The sequence below is a fragment of the Streptococcus sp. HMSC057G03 genome (assembly GCF_001808745.1).
GTDB lineage: Bacteria > Bacillota > Bacilli > Lactobacillales > Streptococcaceae > Streptococcus > Streptococcus parasanguinis_Z.
The window spans coordinates 19,254-34,895 of the sequence record NZ_KV794415.1 but is presented as its reverse complement, the minus strand read 5'-3'; the positions used below and the strand labels follow the sequence as shown (position 1 = coordinate 34,895).

The 15,642-nt window shown below is 42.4% G+C and carries 13 protein-coding genes; 4 read left to right on the top strand and 9 right to left on the bottom strand.

Going from position 1 to position 15,642, the window contains the following annotated elements; genetic code table 11:
- Window positions 1-9 precede the first annotated feature (9 nt).
- Genes HMPREF2686_RS00210 through HMPREF2686_RS00200 form a run of 3 tightly spaced genes read right to left on the bottom strand, consistent with a single transcriptional unit; the run spans window position 10 to window position 4,711 of the window.
- Complete coding sequence (locus tag HMPREF2686_RS00210; RefSeq protein ID WP_070448773.1) at window positions 10-1,239, bottom strand: FtsW/RodA/SpoVE family cell cycle protein; 1,230 nt, start codon at window positions 1,237-1,239, stop codon at window positions 10-12.
- A gap of 33 nt (window positions 1,240-1,272) precedes the next feature.
- Window positions 1,273-2,253: a YeiH family protein gene (locus HMPREF2686_RS00205; protein ID WP_070448771.1), complete on the bottom strand. Its 981-nt coding sequence runs from the start codon at window positions 2,251-2,253 to the stop codon at window positions 1,273-1,275.
- A 4-nt stretch (window positions 2,254-2,257) separates the two neighbouring features.
- Entirely contained in the window at window positions 2,258-4,711 is a 2,454-nt protein-coding gene (locus tag HMPREF2686_RS00200; protein WP_070448796.1) for a bifunctional DnaQ family exonuclease/ATP-dependent helicase, read from the bottom strand.
- Window positions 4,712-4,829: 118 nt separating this feature from the next.
- Here HMPREF2686_RS00200 and HMPREF2686_RS00195 point away from each other — a divergent pair, with 118 nt between their 5' ends.
- Window positions 4,830-5,471 (top strand): MBL fold metallo-hydrolase, encoded by a 642-nt coding sequence (locus HMPREF2686_RS00195; protein ID WP_070448769.1) that lies wholly within the window; start codon window positions 4,830-4,832, stop codon window positions 5,469-5,471.
- Window positions 5,472-5,540: 69 nt separating this feature from the next.
- Here the strand turns inward: HMPREF2686_RS00195 and ftsX are convergent, their stop codons facing one another.
- From ftsX to prfB, 3 genes are all read right to left on the bottom strand, one after another.
- Window positions 5,541-6,467: a permease-like cell division protein FtsX gene (gene ftsX, locus HMPREF2686_RS00190; RefSeq protein ID WP_042759907.1), complete on the bottom strand. Its 927-nt coding sequence runs from the start codon at window positions 6,465-6,467 to the stop codon at window positions 5,541-5,543.
- Window positions 6,460-7,152 (bottom strand): cell division ATP-binding protein FtsE, encoded by a 693-nt coding sequence (gene ftsE / locus HMPREF2686_RS00185; RefSeq protein WP_003008021.1) that lies wholly within the window; start codon window positions 7,150-7,152, stop codon window positions 6,460-6,462. The genes ftsX and ftsE overlap by 8 nt, the downstream gene beginning before the upstream one ends.
- 44 nt (window positions 7,153-7,196) lie before the next feature.
- A protein-coding gene (gene prfB, locus HMPREF2686_RS00180; RefSeq protein ID WP_100209015.1) for a peptide chain release factor 2 occupies window positions 7,197-8,292 on the bottom strand; the annotation gives its coding sequence in 2 pieces (ribosomal slippage) (window positions 7,197-8,219 and window positions 8,221-8,292; 1,095 coding nt in all).
- 174 nt (window positions 8,293-8,466) lie between these two features.
- Here prfB and HMPREF2686_RS00175 point away from each other — a divergent pair.
- The gene (locus HMPREF2686_RS00175) at window positions 8,467-9,324 is read left to right on the top strand and encodes a metallophosphoesterase (RefSeq protein WP_070448767.1); all 858 of its coding nucleotides are present in this window, start codon (window positions 8,467-8,469) and stop codon (window positions 9,322-9,324) included.
- Between the two features lie 31 nt (window positions 9,325-9,355).
- Here the strand turns inward: HMPREF2686_RS00175 and HMPREF2686_RS00170 are convergent, their stop codons facing one another.
- The 3 genes from HMPREF2686_RS00170 to HMPREF2686_RS00160 all read right to left on the bottom strand — a co-directional run bounded on the left by HMPREF2686_RS00170 (window position 9,356) and on the right by HMPREF2686_RS00160 (window position 13,417).
- Window positions 9,356-10,024 (bottom strand): MIP/aquaporin family protein, encoded by a 669-nt coding sequence (locus HMPREF2686_RS00170; protein ID WP_045759670.1) that lies wholly within the window; start codon window positions 10,022-10,024, stop codon window positions 9,356-9,358.
- Between the two features lie 121 nt (window positions 10,025-10,145).
- Entirely contained in the window at window positions 10,146-12,830 is a 2,685-nt protein-coding gene (locus HMPREF2686_RS00165) for a cation-translocating P-type ATPase (protein WP_070448765.1), read from the bottom strand.
- 203 nt (window positions 12,831-13,033) lie between these two features.
- Window positions 13,034-13,417: a YwiB family protein gene (locus HMPREF2686_RS00160; protein WP_003008038.1), complete on the bottom strand. Its 384-nt coding sequence runs from the start codon at window positions 13,415-13,417 to the stop codon at window positions 13,034-13,036.
- A 115-nt stretch (window positions 13,418-13,532) separates the two neighbouring features.
- Here HMPREF2686_RS00160 and HMPREF2686_RS00155 point away from each other — a divergent pair, with 115 nt between their 5' ends.
- Complete coding sequence (locus HMPREF2686_RS00155; RefSeq protein ID WP_013903868.1) at window positions 13,533-14,843, top strand: HD domain-containing protein; 1,311 nt, start codon at window positions 13,533-13,535, stop codon at window positions 14,841-14,843.
- Window positions 14,833-15,639 (top strand): sugar-phosphatase, encoded by an 807-nt coding sequence (yidA, locus tag HMPREF2686_RS00150; protein WP_049472437.1) that lies wholly within the window; start codon window positions 14,833-14,835, stop codon window positions 15,637-15,639. Before HMPREF2686_RS00155 ends, yidA begins: the two co-directional genes overlap by 11 nt.
- Window positions 15,640-15,642 lie beyond the last annotated feature (3 nt).

The window sequence follows — 15,642 nt, the reverse complement described above, 5'->3', positions numbered from 1 at the left end:
TCTTTCTATCTATTGCGCCCTTTTAAGGACTACTTTTTTACGGATTGGAGGCCCTTCTTCTGGCTCTTTCTTTTTGCTACTATGATTATATATTGAGAGGACCAGACCAACACCAATTAGATTACTAATAATAGACGATCCACCCTGTGAGATAAAGGGGAGGGGAATCCCCGTCAAGGGGAGAAGACCCGTTACCGCGCCAACATTTTCAAAAATATGAAAGACCAGCATCATGATAAATCCAATGGAAATATAAGTATAAAATTGGTTATTGGACTGGAGGGTAATTTTTAAAATGCGGTAAATCAGGGTCACGTATAAAATCAACAGCACCAGAGCTCCAACAAAGCCAAAGTCTTCTGCGACGACCGTAAAAATCATATCGCTTTCCCGTACGGGAACCAATAAATTGGAGACATTAAAGCCTTGACCAAAGAGGCCACCACTAGCAATAGCTAGCTGTCCTTGTGCCTGCTGGTAGGTGGTGGTTTGTGCATAGTCAAAAGGATTTAACCAGGCTAAAATACGGTTCATCTGGTAGGTTGGCATCCCGACTTGCTGGTGCAGAAAAGCCCGACCCCCTTCTGAAAGAAAGAGGAAGAGAAAGCCTGCTAACCCACCTGCCAGAAGCAAGATGACCGGCAAGATAATTTTCCAGGAAACTCCTGAAACGAGCACTAAGCCCGCAAAAATGGCCAAGAATACTAAGGCCGTTCCCAAGTCCTGCTGGAGAGCCAATAAGGCAAATACAGGAATCGTATAGATGGTCAACTCTAGAATCAAAAACCAATCTTGTCGTAATAATCGCTCACGCCCCTTATTTCTTTGCAAAAATCGGACAATAGAGCGTGACAGCATCAGGATGAAGGGGATCTTCATAAATTCTGAGGGCTGAAATAAGGTGATGTTCCCATAAGCCACCCAGTTTTTAGCTCCTGTTGAAGCTACCAAGTTGGGATTATAAAACACAAGAGGAAGAACCATCAAGGCTAGGCCAAGCAGGTAAAGAAAGGGAGTGATTTTCCAAAGAAATTTCGTGCTAAAAATCGTCACAATCAGGCAAATGACACATCCCACACCAATCCAGGCCAATTGCTGCCCTAAAAAAGGCCACACCATTTGGGGATAGTCATGAGAAACTGCTACATAAACAGATAAAATCCCAATCATGAGAAGGGCGAAGACAATCCCAATGATCGAATAATCCAGGTGAATCGTCCAAAAATGATGTTTCTTCATTCACGTTCCTTTCTGTGAGAATCATCAAATCAATTAATAGAACAACATTTGTAGAATCAAGCTAGATCCTGCTACACAAAACCAAGCAATCAACCCTACTAGAAGGGGGGCTGCTCCTGCTGCACGGAACTGTTTCCAAGAAACCTTGCTTCCAATTCCGACCAAGGCCATGGCCATAAAGAGGTGAGAAAGGTCCTTTAGGTAAGGAAGAACCACTTTAGGTACCAAGCCGATAGATGAAAGAATAGAAGCCACAATAAACCAGATGATGAACCAAGGAATAATTTTCTTTAACATTCCTTTGTTTCTTCCTTGTTGCTTGCTCCGATACCATTTTAAACCGATCAAGCCCAAACAAACTGGTACAATCATCAGGGCGCGTGTCAACTTAACAATGGTCGCCATTTCACCCGCCGCTTTACTGTAGGAAAATGCTGCTGCTACAACTGATGACGTATCGTTAATAGCTGTTCCTGACCAGAGGCCAAATTGAAAATTAGACATATGCCATACATGCCCTAATACTGGAAAGATAAAGACAGCCAAAATGTTGAAGAAGAAGATGGTTGACATAGATAGGGCAATTTCCTCTTCGTCTGCTTCAATGATCGGTGCTGCTGCTGCGATAGCAGATCCACCACAAATAGCTGTTCCAAACCCAATTAAGGTCCGTAGGTGAGATTTCAGATGGAAGACTTTCCCAAAAATCATCGCTGCAAGAAAGGCAACTGTTATCGTTGGCAGACTAATCTTCAAAGAAGACAAGCCTGTAGAGGCAACTGTCGCAATCGGCAAGCTAAATCCCATGAAGATAATCGAATACTGCAATAATTTCTTACCAGACCAGTTCAGTCCTGGTCGTGAATTCTCTGGTAAATCTACTAATTCGTTGAGGACAATTCCTAAAATCAAAGCAAAGACACTGGAGCCAATGATGGGAAAGAAAGTTCCCAATAACATGGCGCAAAGAGCCAGTACAAATGCAATTGCAAGTCCAAATCCTTTATTTTTCATTCTCTCAATTCCTTTCAAAAAAATCAGCTGCTTGCTCAACAAGCCGCTCTCTCACTGTCGTGTGAAGGGGCAACAATTGTTGCAAGCCATCTAAAATTTGTTTTCCATATCGTTTGGTCACCACCCGCTGATCCAATAAAAGGACCAACGATTCCTGATCTTGAAAACGGCTGGTTCTCCCAATAGCCTGTTTGAGCCTTAAAATTGCGACTGGAAGACTATAGTCATAAAAGGGATTTTTTCCCTGTTCTCTGAGTTGGGTATTCAGCTTTTGAACCATATAATCTTTAGGGTTGTCAAAAGGAAGGCGCGTGATGATTTGAATCACTTCTTTTTGTTGGGAAAAATCGACACCCTCCCAGAAGCTTCCTGTTCCCAATAAAATATAGCTTTCTCCTCTGTCAAATCGTCGCTTAATATTAGCTGCATCGCCATTTCGATACTGGGCTAAATGAGGAAACTTCAAGGCGTTTGACGTCTCCAGTAACAATTCTTTTGAGGTAAACAAAAGAAAAATTGGTTTTCTTAGAGGAAGGAGTTCATCGATGAGCTGACAAATCTCTCCTGCATACTCCACGGAAGATAAAGAAACGACATCTGGAAAATCTATCGGCACCAATAATTCCTGGTGTTGTTTGACTGTTATTGGCACCCGGTAGATCTGCTGCTCTTGGTATCCCAAAAGGGCAGGTAAATGCACCTTTTTGCTGATCGCGATCGTCGCTGATACAAAGAGCACGGGCACTTCTTCAGGAACAAACTCCTTAAAGGATAGCAAGTCCTCAACTCCTCCGTGGAGACGAAGAATCTGGTAGCTTTCGACCACTTCCTTGTCCATCCAAAAGGTTTGGTAGCGCTCATCAAACAATTCCCTTAGATTCTCTAAAGATTCGTTTTTTAATTCCGATACATCCTGTCGAATTTTTGCCACTGTTTGATCTGATAAGATCGCTGTTTTTCCTTGTACAACTTCCTTAGAGCAGGCATTTAACTCAAATTGAATACTCTCCAGCAAACGCCGCTGCAGCAGATCTTTTTCCTCTTCGATGGCGTGTTGCAAGCTTAGAAGAAGAGATTGCAGCGTTTCTTCTCTCTGTGAAAACTGTTCTAAAGCAAAGAAGAGTTTTTGCGCTTCATCCACTACCAGAACAGACTCTTGAAGTAGACTCTTATCATCCTCTAGACGGGTCAACAGATAGGCATGATTGGTCAGAATTACCCGGCTGGTTTTCACTTTTTCCTGGCCCAGACGCCAAAAATCTTCTTGATAAAAAAGCGAACGCTTTGACAATTGGCCATCGTGGCATATTTCAGCTACAAAATGAAGATGACGATAGAGTTGACCAATTTCACTGAACTCTCCCGTTTCCGTCATGGTCAGCCAAACCAACAGTTGCATTTTAAAGCGTCGGATCATCCCATTATCTGACTCACTCTGTAAGGCCTCATAAAATTTATCGAGTTGTATGTAATCCTTGGGACTTTTCAGGCTATGAAAGGGAATTTGGAAAAGTTCTTGGATGGTTTTTCCTTCCTTCTTCATAATTTGATCCTGAAGAATTTTAGTTGGAACACTGATAAGAATGCGCTTGGAAGTTTTCGCCAAAAGCGTTAATAGATAGGCATAGGTCTTCCCGATACCCGTTGGCGCTTCAATAAAACTCGGAAGTGGCTGTTGCAAACTATCCTCGATATAAGCAACAAATTCTCTCTGCTCCGGATAAGCCTCCATTCCCAACAGCTGCATATTGAGTTCAAACTGTTTAGACAAATGCCGACTTTCTAAAAACTGCTGTGGCTTTCGCAGATAGAGACCATGAACTTCTACTAAATGAGCTGGTAAAAAAAGGCTACTGTCTTCAAGCGCATCTTCTATTAAGAGTCGCGATTCATAAATCAAACAATCTGCCATCGAAATAAGTTTTTCGATCAATCCTCTTGGTAAGCTCGCAATTTTCTCTCTCATTTTTATCAGCAGCTGGGCCGTTGCCATAGCATCCGCTAGAGCGGAGTGAGCATGGTGCAACTCAATTTCCAGTTCAGCCGCAAGCGCTCCTAAATTGTAGCGTTCTAAAGTCGGATAGAAAATTTGAGACAATTCAACCGTATCAATCCGAGGAGTCGTTAGCTCAAATCCTTCCCAAAAGAGGGCTTCTGCCAATAAATTCGCATCAAATTTGACATTATGGGCCACAAAGACGGCATCTTCTATTAATTCAAAAATTTCTTTTGCCACTTGTGCAAACTCTGGTGCTTTTTTCAAGCGAGCATCTGTCAGGCCAGTCAATTGTTTGATATGCTCATCCAATCGTTCATGGGGATTCACATCCGTCTCATAGGATTGCATAATCCTCCCATCTTCGATGATGACAATCCCAACCTGAATGATTTTAGCATTGCTTCCAGCACTGGTCGCTTCCAGATCCACAATGGCATATTTCCGTTTCTGTCTTGTCATAATACTTAAAATTATATCACGTTTGAGCAAGCTCTGCAGATTTTTTTCTCCTTTCATGCTGACTTCAATCCTGTTATTTTCCTCGCAATTTGATACACTATTCTAGAAAGGAGTCCTTATGAAAATCTATCGTACTGTTAATCCTGTAGCTTATGAAAACACCTACTACCTTGAAAATGACCACTCCCTCATTCTTGTCGATCCAGGTAGCGACTGGGCGACTATTCAAAAACAAATAGATCGCATCGGAAAACCAATTGTAGCGATTCTTTTAACCCATACGCATTATGATCACATTATGAGTCTTGAAAAGGTTCGTCAGACCTATCATTTCCCACCTGTTTATGTCCATTCAGCAGAAGCCAGTTGGTTGTCTTCTCCTGTCGATAATTTATCTGGTTTGGATCGTCATGCGGATTTAGAAGATGTGGTATGCAAGGAGGCCGACTTCCTTTATGACATTCGCTCCGATTACCAGATAGCTGATTTCCACTTTTATGTTCTGGAGACACCAGGCCACTCTGCAGGAGGAGTCTCCATCGTCTTTCCTGAGGATCACCTGGTTCTATCCGGTGACGCCCTTTTTCGCGAAACCATTGGACGGACCGATCTTCCAACAGGGAACGCGACACAGTTGCTTATCAGTATAAGAGAAGAACTCTTTACCCTTCCATCTTCCTACACTGTCTATCCCGGTCATGGCCCTGAGACTTCTATTGGTCACGAGAAGATGTTCAATCCCTTCTTTAGACAATCCTAAAGAGTCCTTATCATCCTTCCTGTCCTCATAAAAGTAGACAAAAAAAGCAAGTGCGAACTTGCTTTTTTATTATATCTTAAGAAAACGTCTCATGGAGATTGAAGAACCAATCGCTCCAATCAAAATTCCTAATCCAAAGAGGCCACCAACCATGATCGGTACCAAGAGATGAGGACTATAGAGATACAAGTTTTGGTCTGCCAAGTTATTGTTCATTGACGTATAGACAACATTATAAACATAGAAGACCAAAGCGGAAGGAACCAAGGCTCCCAAGAGACCGATCCAAGCACCTTCTAAAAGGAATGGTGCACGAATATAGCCATTTTTTGCTCCTACCAGTCGCATAATCTTAATCTCACGACTACGTGAAATGATGGTAATCCGAATGGTATTCGAAATCAAGAAGACTGCGATGAAGATCAATAAAGCTACACCAATCAAGCCCCAGTTTCGGATGAAGGTTCCAAGAGCAAACAAGCGTTGGGTATCGACCCCACCATCTTTAACCTCAGAAACTCCTTCAATTTTTTTAGCATCTGCTGAGACTTGCTTCACATATTTTGGAGCAGTCGTCTCTACATAATAAGCATCATAGAGAGGATTGGCATCTCCATCAAAAATCTTCCAGTTGTTCCCAGCCGTTTTGATCAGTTTATCATACTGTTCTTCCTTGCTAGAAAAATCAACCTTGTCGACATGCTTCATGGCTGTCAGAGCATCGTAGACCTTATGGTAGTTTTCATTGGTCACGGTTTGACCGTCTTTTTCAATCTGCTCGCTCTGATCTTGAATATCCTTGCGCATGTATACTACAACCCGCACACTGTTTTGAATATCATCTGAAAGCTTGATGGTATTGGCAATAACTGAGGCGAAAATAGCAACCAAGCTAAGGGTAATCATAACCGAGCTGACCGCTGCAATCGTCATCCAACCATTTCGTTTCAAGCTTTTAAGCGATTCGATTAAGTGTCGGAAAAATCTTCTAATCATCGTATCCGTACTCTCCTTCCGCTTCATCACGCACTACACGACCATTTTCAATCGCGATGACACGGTGACGTAAAGTATTTACAATCTGGCTATTGTGGGTCGCCATCAATACTGTGGTCCCTTGCAGATTAATCCGCTCCAAAAGATTCATGATTTCCCATGAATTATCTGGGTCCAAGTTACCCGTTGGTTCATCCGCAATCAAGACTTTCGGATTGTTGACGATCGCACGAGCAATCGCAATCCGTTGTTGCTCCCCACCGGACAATTCATTCGGGAATGAGCGGACCTTGTGTTTCAATCCGACAAGATCCAAAACTTCCATAACACGCTTTTTAATATTGCGACGGCGCTCACCGATAACTTGCATAGCGTAGGCAATATTTTCATAAACGGTTTTCTTTGGAAGCAATTTATAATCTTGGAAGACCACTCCCACATTGCGTCGCAACATAGGAATATCGCGTTTTTTGATTTTATCCAAATCAAAATCAGCTACTTTCAAACTTCCTTTATCGTGTTTGACTTCACGGTATAAAAGTCGAATAAAGGTCGACTTCCCTGCACCAGAAGGTCCTACGATGTAGGCAAATTCTCCTGGTTCAATTTGGACAGAGACCCCGCGAAGGGCCGTCGTCCCGTTGTCATACTTTTTGACAACATCTTTCATTTCAATCATTGACATGTAATGAAATTCCTTTCATTCTTTTCTGGTTGATTCCCTCGAGGTTATTGGAGACGCCATTTAAGGTAGGCATCGATAAAGCCATCGATATCTCCATCCATCACCTTGTCCACCTGCGCTACTTCGTAGTTGGTCCGGTGATCCTTAACCATCGTGTAAGGGGTAAAAACATAGGAGCGGATTTGACTTCCCCAGGTGATTTCTTTTTTATCCCCTTTTAGAGAATCCACTTCTGCTGCTTTTTTCTCTTGCTCTAATTGGTAGAGTTTAGCTTGCAACATCTTCATCGCACGATCACGGTTCCCGTATTGGGTCCGATCCACGGTGGATGCCACTACAATCCCTGTCGGAATGTGGGTCAAGCGCACCCCTGTAGAAACCTTGTTGACGTTTTGTCCACCAGCTCCACCAGAGCGGAAGGTGTCCATCTTGATATCATCATCACGAACTTCGACTTCGATGGTATCGTCTAATTCGGGCATGACCTCAACAGATGTAAAGGAGGTATGACGACGTTTAGCGGAGTCAAATGGAGAGATCCGAACCAAACGGTGTACCCCCATTTCAGATTTCAGAAGACCGTATGCATGTGGCCCTTCAAAGGATAGGGTCACAGACTTGATTCCAGCCTCATCCCCAGCCTGATAGTCCAAGACTTCAACTTTAAAGCCGTGGGCATTTCCAAAACGAGTATACATCCGAAGAAGCATGTCGCCCCAGTCCTGAGCTTCTGTCCCTCCTGAACCTGGGTGGATTTCTAAGATGGCATTATTATTGTCATAGGGTTCAGACAATAGCAAGGTCATCTCATAGCTGGTCATCCGTTTATCCAGCTCCTCCAACTTCTCGATCAATTCTTCCTTGACCGAATCATCTTCTGCCAAAAAGTCCAGTAAGATTTCTGACTCATCAAAGAGATCCACCATTTGATGGAAATTTTCATAGGTCTGCTTGAGTTCATTTAATTCTTGAGATGTTTTTTGCGCAGCAATGTTATCATCCCAAAAATCAGGTTCTGTCATTTTATTTTCTAAAATGGCAATTTCTTCTTCCAATGCCTCTAAGTCAAAGAGACCCCCTGAAAGAAGCTAATTTTTCACGATTTGCGTCAATTTTTTGACGAATTTCTGAAATGTCCATAAGTACCTCTTTCTATGTATCTAGTCTATTATATCATAACCTTCACTATTTGCCCACCTTCCAATATTGGATCTGCTGGTTGACCATTGCCAAACCAGCTAATTTTCAAAATTTTTCCATTCATTTGTAACCTATTTGTTAGAAAAAAAGATCCTCTTATGCTAGACTGGTAGCATGACAACAGTAGCTTTTATGTCCGATTTACATATTGATTCAAACAACTTTGGAAAAGATGAATTAGAAACCCTTATCACTCTTTTCAAGGACAGAAAAATTCAACATCTCCATATTGCAGGAGATATTGCCAACGGCTTTGAAAAGACCTCACAAGAATTTTTAGCCCAACTCCAATATCAGCTTCCTGTGACCTTTAGCTTGGGAAATCATGATATGTTGGGCCTATCAGAAGAAGCCATGAGACCTTTTGAATTTCAAAAGATTCCTTTTTCAAAGCATACACTCCTTGCCTTTTCTGGCTGGTATGACTACAGCTTTGTTCCTAATCTCTCTCCCCAAAAACATCTCCAAACCAAGAATCTGTTTTGGTTTGACAGACGCCTCCAACGAATGGGATCTGATCCAGCCATTACTCAACGTTTGTTGCGAGAGCTCGAAACAGAACTCATGCAAGTGGATCAACCCCTGATCATCGCTATGCACTTTGTTCCCCATAGTCAGTTTCTCCTACGCCACCCTTATTTTGAACGTTTCAATGCTTTTTTAGGGAGCCAAGCCTTTCATGAGCTTTTTAGACAATTTCCTGTCAGAGAAGTAATTTTTGGTCATAGCCACCACCGAATGCCAGCAACAACTATTGACACGATCACCTATCATGCCAGACCTTTAGGCTATGTCAGAGAATGGGAGCTCTGCAAACAATTCTTTGAGGTTTTTCCTGAATATGATTTTCCAAAACGATACGACCCCTACAAACGCTATCGCAGAATTAAAGACCTTCCTGAATTTAAAGCCTACAAGAAAAAACAGCTTGCTCATGAATTTTCTCAAGCCATGACTATACTTGAACTATAAAAAAATTGGTTCCTTCGGAACCAATTTTTTATTACTCTTCTGTATCCAAGAGATTTTTTGCAACGATTGCAGCCAGAACACCACCGACAATTGGAGCCAAGATAAAGATCCAAATTTGTTGAAGGGCTGCACCACCAACAAAGAGGGCAGGTGCCAAGCTACGAGCTGGGTTAACAGAAAGTCCTGTAATGTTCAAACCAACAAGAATAATCAAAGTCAAGCTCAAACCGATCACAAGACCAGCGATTTTCCCATTACCTTTGGTAGCTGATGTCACTGTCATGATGACTAAGATAAAGATAAAGGACGCAATCACTTCAAACAAGAAACCGCCAAATGGGGTCACTCCTTTAGCCAAGGCATTTTCACCAAGACTAGCTGTTGACATACCTGAATTTGACAAGAGGAAGAGTACTGTTGCAGATGCGAGAACCGCACCCACTACTTGCGCTGCAATATAATTAACCAAGTCTTTAGATGACAAGCGTTTGTTTACAAACATGGCAATCGAAACAGCCGGGTTCAAGTGGGCACCAGAAACAGTCCCAATTGAGTAAGCTGCTGCAACAATGGATAAACCGAATGCCAAGGCAATTCCTAAATGTCCCAGACCTTCTGTCCCATTTCCAAAAACAACTGCGCCAGTCCCGATAAAGACAAGCATAAATGTGCCGATTACTTCAGCAAAAAACTTTTTCATAACTAAGTTTCCTTTCTTCAAACTGTTGACTAGTTTATCAAAAATCCACACGTACCTCAAGAAATATGCCCAGTCTATTTTGCCCGCAAAAAAAGCCATCCGAAGATGACTTTTTTTATGTTTAAATGGCGTTTTTATCTTTTCCAAGTGCACGTTGAACGGCTTTGACAATCTCAACGAGAACAACAATCAAGAGCGAACCAATCATAACAGCTAACCATTGTGTCAAACTCAAATGAGAGACATGGAAGAGTTTGTTAAATCCAGGGACAATGATGGTCGCCATCAAGAGAACAAAGGCAACTGGAATCGACCAGTTAAAGGTCTTGTTCTTGAAGAGTCCCACTTTAAAGATGGATTGGTAAACCGATTTAACGTTAAAGGCATGGAGCAATTGGATCAAACCAAGAGTTGCAAAGGCCATGGTCAAAGCGTCTGCATGGATTTCGGCACGAGTCGCATGTTCTGGATAGAGTAAGGCCCAGCCATAAACACCAAGAACCAGCATGGTTTGGAAGACACCTTGATAAAGAATAGCTCCGAAGACCCCACCGTCAAAGAAGTTAGATTTACGTCCACGAGGTTTGTGGGTCATGACACCTGGCTCAGCTGGTTCCACACCAAGAGCGATGGCTGGAAGAGTATCGGTAACCAGGTTAATCCAGAGAAGATGTACTGGTTGAAGAACATCCCATCCAAAGAGGGTTGCAAAGAAGATGGTGAAGACTTCAGCCATATTGGCAGACAAGAGGTATTGGATAGATTTTTGGATATTTGAGAAGACCTTACGTCCTTCTTCTACCGCTACGATAATGGTTGCAAAGTTATCATCTGCAAGGACCATGTCTGAAGCTCCCTTAGAAACTTCTGTACCAGTGATCCCCATACCGATACCGATATCAGCTGTCTTAAGTGATGGCGCATCGTTGACTCCGTCACCTGTCATGGCAACAACTTTTCCTTCATTTTGCCAAGCTTTCACGATCCGAACCTTGTGTTCAGGTGATACACGCGCATAGACAGAGTATTGCTTGAAGACTTTTTGGAATTCTTCATCAGTCAGTTCATTCAACTCAGCCCCTGTGAAGACATGGTCTTCTGTATCATTTGGATCGATGATTCCAAGACGTTTGGCAATGGCTTCTGCTGTATCTTGGTGGTCACCCGTGATCATGATAGGGCGGATACCTGCTTCCTTAGCGACACGAACAGCTTCTGCTGCTTCTGGACGCTCAGGGTCAATCATGCCGACCAAACCAGAGAAGATGAGGTCAGACTCAACGATTTCAGATTCCAAGGTTGGAATTTCATGGCTTGTCTTATAAGCCATCATCAAGACACGAAGGGCTTGTTTAGCCAAGTCTTTGTTGGTAGCAAGGATAGCTTTTTTATCTTCATCCGTGATAGGGCGAACTTCCCCATTAACTTCAATACGCGTCACACGCTTGAGCAATTGGTCAGGGGCCCCCTTGACAGCGATAAAGTATGAACCATCAGCTTCCTTATGGATAGTAGACATAAGCTTACGGTCAGAGTCAAATGGCAATTCAGCCACACGTGGCTCATCCTTCAAAATTTCGCGAACATCAAAATTGTGATCCAAACCAAACTGTACCAAAGCAGTCTCTGTTGGGTCCCCAATCAACTTGCCAGATGGGTCCACCTTAGTATCATTGGCAAAGTTCATGATACGAAGGGTATTGTTGCTAGCAGCAATCTCAGCTGCTGAGCTTTGCAATTGACCGTTGGTGTAGACCTTCTCAACAGTCATTTGGTTCATAGTCAAAGTACCTGTTTTATCAGATGCGATGATTTCTGTTGAACCAAGAGTTTCAACCGCTGGCAATTTACGAACAATCGAATTGCGTTTGGCAAGGGTTGTAGTTCCCAAAGATAGAACGATAGTTACAATGGCAGGAAGTCCTTCTGGAATGGCCGCAACCGCAAGGGCTACCGCAACCATCAAGCCTTCTAATGGATGCTCTCCACGAACGAAGACACCAACTAAGAAAGTAATGACCGCAATCACAACAATTAAGTAAGTCAAGGCTTTAGATAATTGTTCCAAGCTTTGCTTCAATGGTGTTTCAGTCTCATCGGCATTAGCCAACATATCTGCAATCTTACCAACTTCTGTATACATACCAGTGTTTGTTACGACACCAATACCACGACCATAAGTTACATTTGAGTTTTGGTAACCCATATTAACGCGGTCCCCAATACCAGCATCTGCTTCAACAAGTCCTGTCACATCTTTTTCAACTGGCACAGACTCCCCTGTAAGAGCTGCTTCTTCAATTTTAAGAGAAGCTGCTTCAAACAAACGCATATCTGCAGGCACGACATCTCCCGCTTCAAGCAAGACGATATCTCCGGGTACCAATTCTTTTGAGTCAATCTCAATAACATGGCCATCACGACGAACACGAGCCATGGGGCTAGACATATTTTTCAGAGCTTCAATGGCTGCTTCTGCTTGCCCTTCTTGGTAAACCCCAAAGGCAGCATTCAAGACAACAACGGCCAAGATGATCATGGCATCCGTTAGACCGTCCATTCCTTCTGTAATCACAGAAAGTGCCGCTGCCACAAGCAAGATGATGATCATCAAATCCTTAAATTGATCAAGGAATTTAGCTAGTAGGCTACGTTTTTCACCCTCTTCCAACTCATTACGACCATAATTCGCTAAGCGTTCTTGAGCCTGGGCGGTTGACAAACCTTCGACAGATGAGTCCAAGTTCTTTAGGACTTCCTCAGAAGATTGCGTGTAAAACAAATCTTTATTTTGTTCTTTTGACAAAACAGTCTCCTCCTTTTTGGCCTCTTTTTACAAAAAAAGAGACCTGTTTTTTAAAAAAACAAGTCTCGCTGTTTAATATAGTGCCGGAAATAATTCGTAATGACGACACTATCGCGGAAAACCGCCAGCTACTCCCTTGAGTGGTTTTATTATACCATTTTTATAGAATAAAGCAAGCGGGATCTCTAATAATTTAATGAGGTCTATTCTTCCCATTCCACTAGTAATTGATAATTGGCAAATTCCTGTTCTCCATCGAGAGTTAACAAGCGATAAGAGACTTGCAAATGACCTGCTTCTAATTGAAAGAGGTCTGTTGTAATCAAAAACTGCTGAATGCCCATCGGAGTTGGGATGATTGCCCCACCATCTTCATTTTTGTAGAAACGCATGATGGATTTAGGACTTGAGAATCGTGTCATGACCAATTCATCGTTGGAAAATTTCAAAGCAACCTTTTCATCTTCTTCATTGGTATACAAGAGATATTGAAAACCTGCTTTTTCCTTCCATTCACCTTGATAGTACTGATCAACGATTTCCATTTCTTCTCCAAATCGAATGGTATTTTGAATGCGAATCTGCATCTTTGTCTCCTTCTCTTCTTTTCTTGCCTTACTATTCTATCAAATTTTACGCATTTTGACTGCCCCTATTAGCCTCTAGATCGCAAAATAGGCTTTTTTTTGCTATAATAGACCCATGAATGAAAAAGTCTTTCGCGATCCCGTACATGATTACGTTCATGTGGATCATCCCATCATTTATCAATTAATTAATAGTAAAGAATTTCAACGACTACGCCGCATCAAACAACTGGGGACATCTGGTTTTACCTTCCACGGTGGGGAGCATAGTCGTTTTTCTCACTGTCTTGGCGCCTATGAAATTTCAAGACGCATTCTGTCCATTTTTGAGGAAAAGTATGCAGAGCAATGGAATTCTGATGAAAACTTACTGACCATGACAGCCGCTCTTCTTCATGACATTGGACATGGTGCCTATTCCCATACCTTCGAAGGACTCTTTGGGACCGATCATGAAAAAATGACCCAGCTGATCATCACCAGTCCAGAGACGGAGGTCAATCAGATCCTCTTACAGGTAGCACCTGATTTCCCAAATCGTGTAGCCAGCGTCATTGATCATACCTACCCCAATAAACAAGTGGTGCAATTGATTTCTAGTCAAATTGATGTGGACCGGATGGATTATTTACTGCGGGATGCCTATTTTACGGGTGCTTCCTATGGAAAATTTGACTTGACCCGTATTTTGCGTGTCATTCGACCGATTGAAAATGGTATTGCCTTCCAACAAAATGGCATGCACGCTGTCGAGGATTACGTGGTCAGCCGTTACCAAATGTATATGCAGGTCTACTTCCACCCAGCTACTCGTGCCATGGAAGTCCTCCTTCAAAATCTACTCAAACGCGCTAGAACCATTTATCCAGATCAGAAAGAGTATTTTCAACTGACTTCACCTCGCTTGATTCCATTTTTTGAAGAAGAGGTCACCATTCAAGACTACCTAAATCTAGATGACGGTGTGATGAATACCTATTTCCAAGTCTGGATGGATAGCCCGGATACCATCCTGTCTGATCTTGCTCAGCGCTATATCAATCGGAAAGTCTTTAAGTCGATTCTATTTACAGAAGATAAGCGGAAAGACTTAGCAATCCTTGAAAAACTGATTAAAGAGGTTGGCTTTAATCCAACCTACTACACAGCTATTCATCAAAATTTTGACCTGCCTTACGATATTTATCGACCAGAGCTTGAAAAACCACGGACCCAGATCGAGATGATCCGAAAAGATGGGAGTCTCGCTGAATTGTCTCAGTTGTCTCCACTCGTCGCTGCTTTAGCAGGAACTCGCTATGGGGACAACCGCTTCTATTTTCCAAAAGAAATGCTGGAGGTTAATGGACTTTTCAGTAAGCAAGTAGAAGAATTCACTTCTTACATTACCAATGATTATTTTACAGGAGAGACGGATGTCCATTAAATTAGTTGCGATCGATATCGATGGTACACTCCTCAATTCAAAAAAAGAGATCACACCTTCCGTATTTGAAGCCATTCAAGATGCTAAAGCCGCAGGCGTTAAAATCGTGATCACAACCGGTCGTCCTATCGCAGGGGTCTCAAAACTTTTAAAAGAACTCCATTTGATGGATCCTGGAGACTATGTCATTACCTTTAATGGCGGTCTGGTGCAAGAAACTGCTACTGGAAAAGAACTCATCAAAGACCTTTTACATTATGAGGACTATCTCGATATCGAGTCTCTTGCTAACAAACTCCAAATCCACTCTCATGCTATTACTAAAGACGGCATCTATACCAGCAATCGCGATATCGGACGCTACACCATTCATGAATCTCAACTGGTCAATATGCCCCTTTATTACCGGACGCCTGAAGAAGTTCGAGAGAAAGAATTTGTCAAGGCCATGTATATCGATGAACCAGATATTCTGGATACTGCGATTGCAAAAATCCCAAAAGAATTTCAGGACCGCTTCACCATGGTCAAATCAGCCCCTTTTTATTTAGAAATTCTAGGAAAAACGACCAATAAGGGAGCTGCCGTTCTTCATCTAGCTGAACGACTTGGAATCCAGCAAGAAGAAACCATGGCTATCGGAGATGAAGAAAATGACCGTTCCATGCTAGAAGTCGTGGGACATGCTGTCGTTATGGAAAATGGCAATCCAGCTCTTAAAAAAATTGCTACAACTATTACCAAATCAAATGATGAATCTGGCGTTGCATACGCCATTAGAAAGTGGGTATTATAAGAA

Bases quoted from the DNA above. Each gene is read 5' to 3' on its own strand.
- HMPREF2686_RS00210 (WP_070448773.1), bottom strand. From the start codon at position 1,239: ATGAAGAAACATCATTTTTGGACGATTCACCTGGATTATTCGATCATT.
- HMPREF2686_RS00205 (WP_070448771.1), bottom strand. From the start codon at position 2,253: ATGAAAAATAAAGGATTTGGACTTGCAATTGCATTTGTACTGGCTCTT.
- HMPREF2686_RS00200 (WP_070448796.1), bottom strand. From the start codon at position 4,711: ATGACAAGACAGAAACGGAAATATGCCATTGTGGATCTGGAAGCGACC.
- HMPREF2686_RS00195 (WP_070448769.1), top strand. From the start codon at position 4,830: ATGAAAATCTATCGTACTGTTAATCCTGTAGCTTATGAAAACACCTAC.
- ftsX (WP_042759907.1), bottom strand. From the start codon at position 6,467: ATGATTAGAAGATTTTTCCGACACTTAATCGAATCGCTTAAAAGCTTG.
- ftsE (WP_003008021.1), bottom strand. From the start codon at position 7,152: ATGTCAATGATTGAAATGAAAGATGTTGTCAAAAAGTATGACAACGGG.
- HMPREF2686_RS00175 (WP_070448767.1), top strand. From the start codon at position 8,467: ATGACAACAGTAGCTTTTATGTCCGATTTACATATTGATTCAAACAAC.
- HMPREF2686_RS00170 (WP_045759670.1), bottom strand. From the start codon at position 10,024: ATGAAAAAGTTTTTTGCTGAAGTAATCGGCACATTTATGCTTGTCTTT.
- HMPREF2686_RS00160 (WP_003008038.1), bottom strand. From the start codon at position 13,417: ATGCAGATTCGCATTCAAAATACCATTCGATTTGGAGAAGAAATGGAA.
- HMPREF2686_RS00155 (WP_013903868.1), top strand. From the start codon at position 13,533: ATGAATGAAAAAGTCTTTCGCGATCCCGTACATGATTACGTTCATGTG.
- yidA (WP_049472437.1), top strand. From the start codon at position 14,833: ATGTCCATTAAATTAGTTGCGATCGATATCGATGGTACACTCCTCAAT.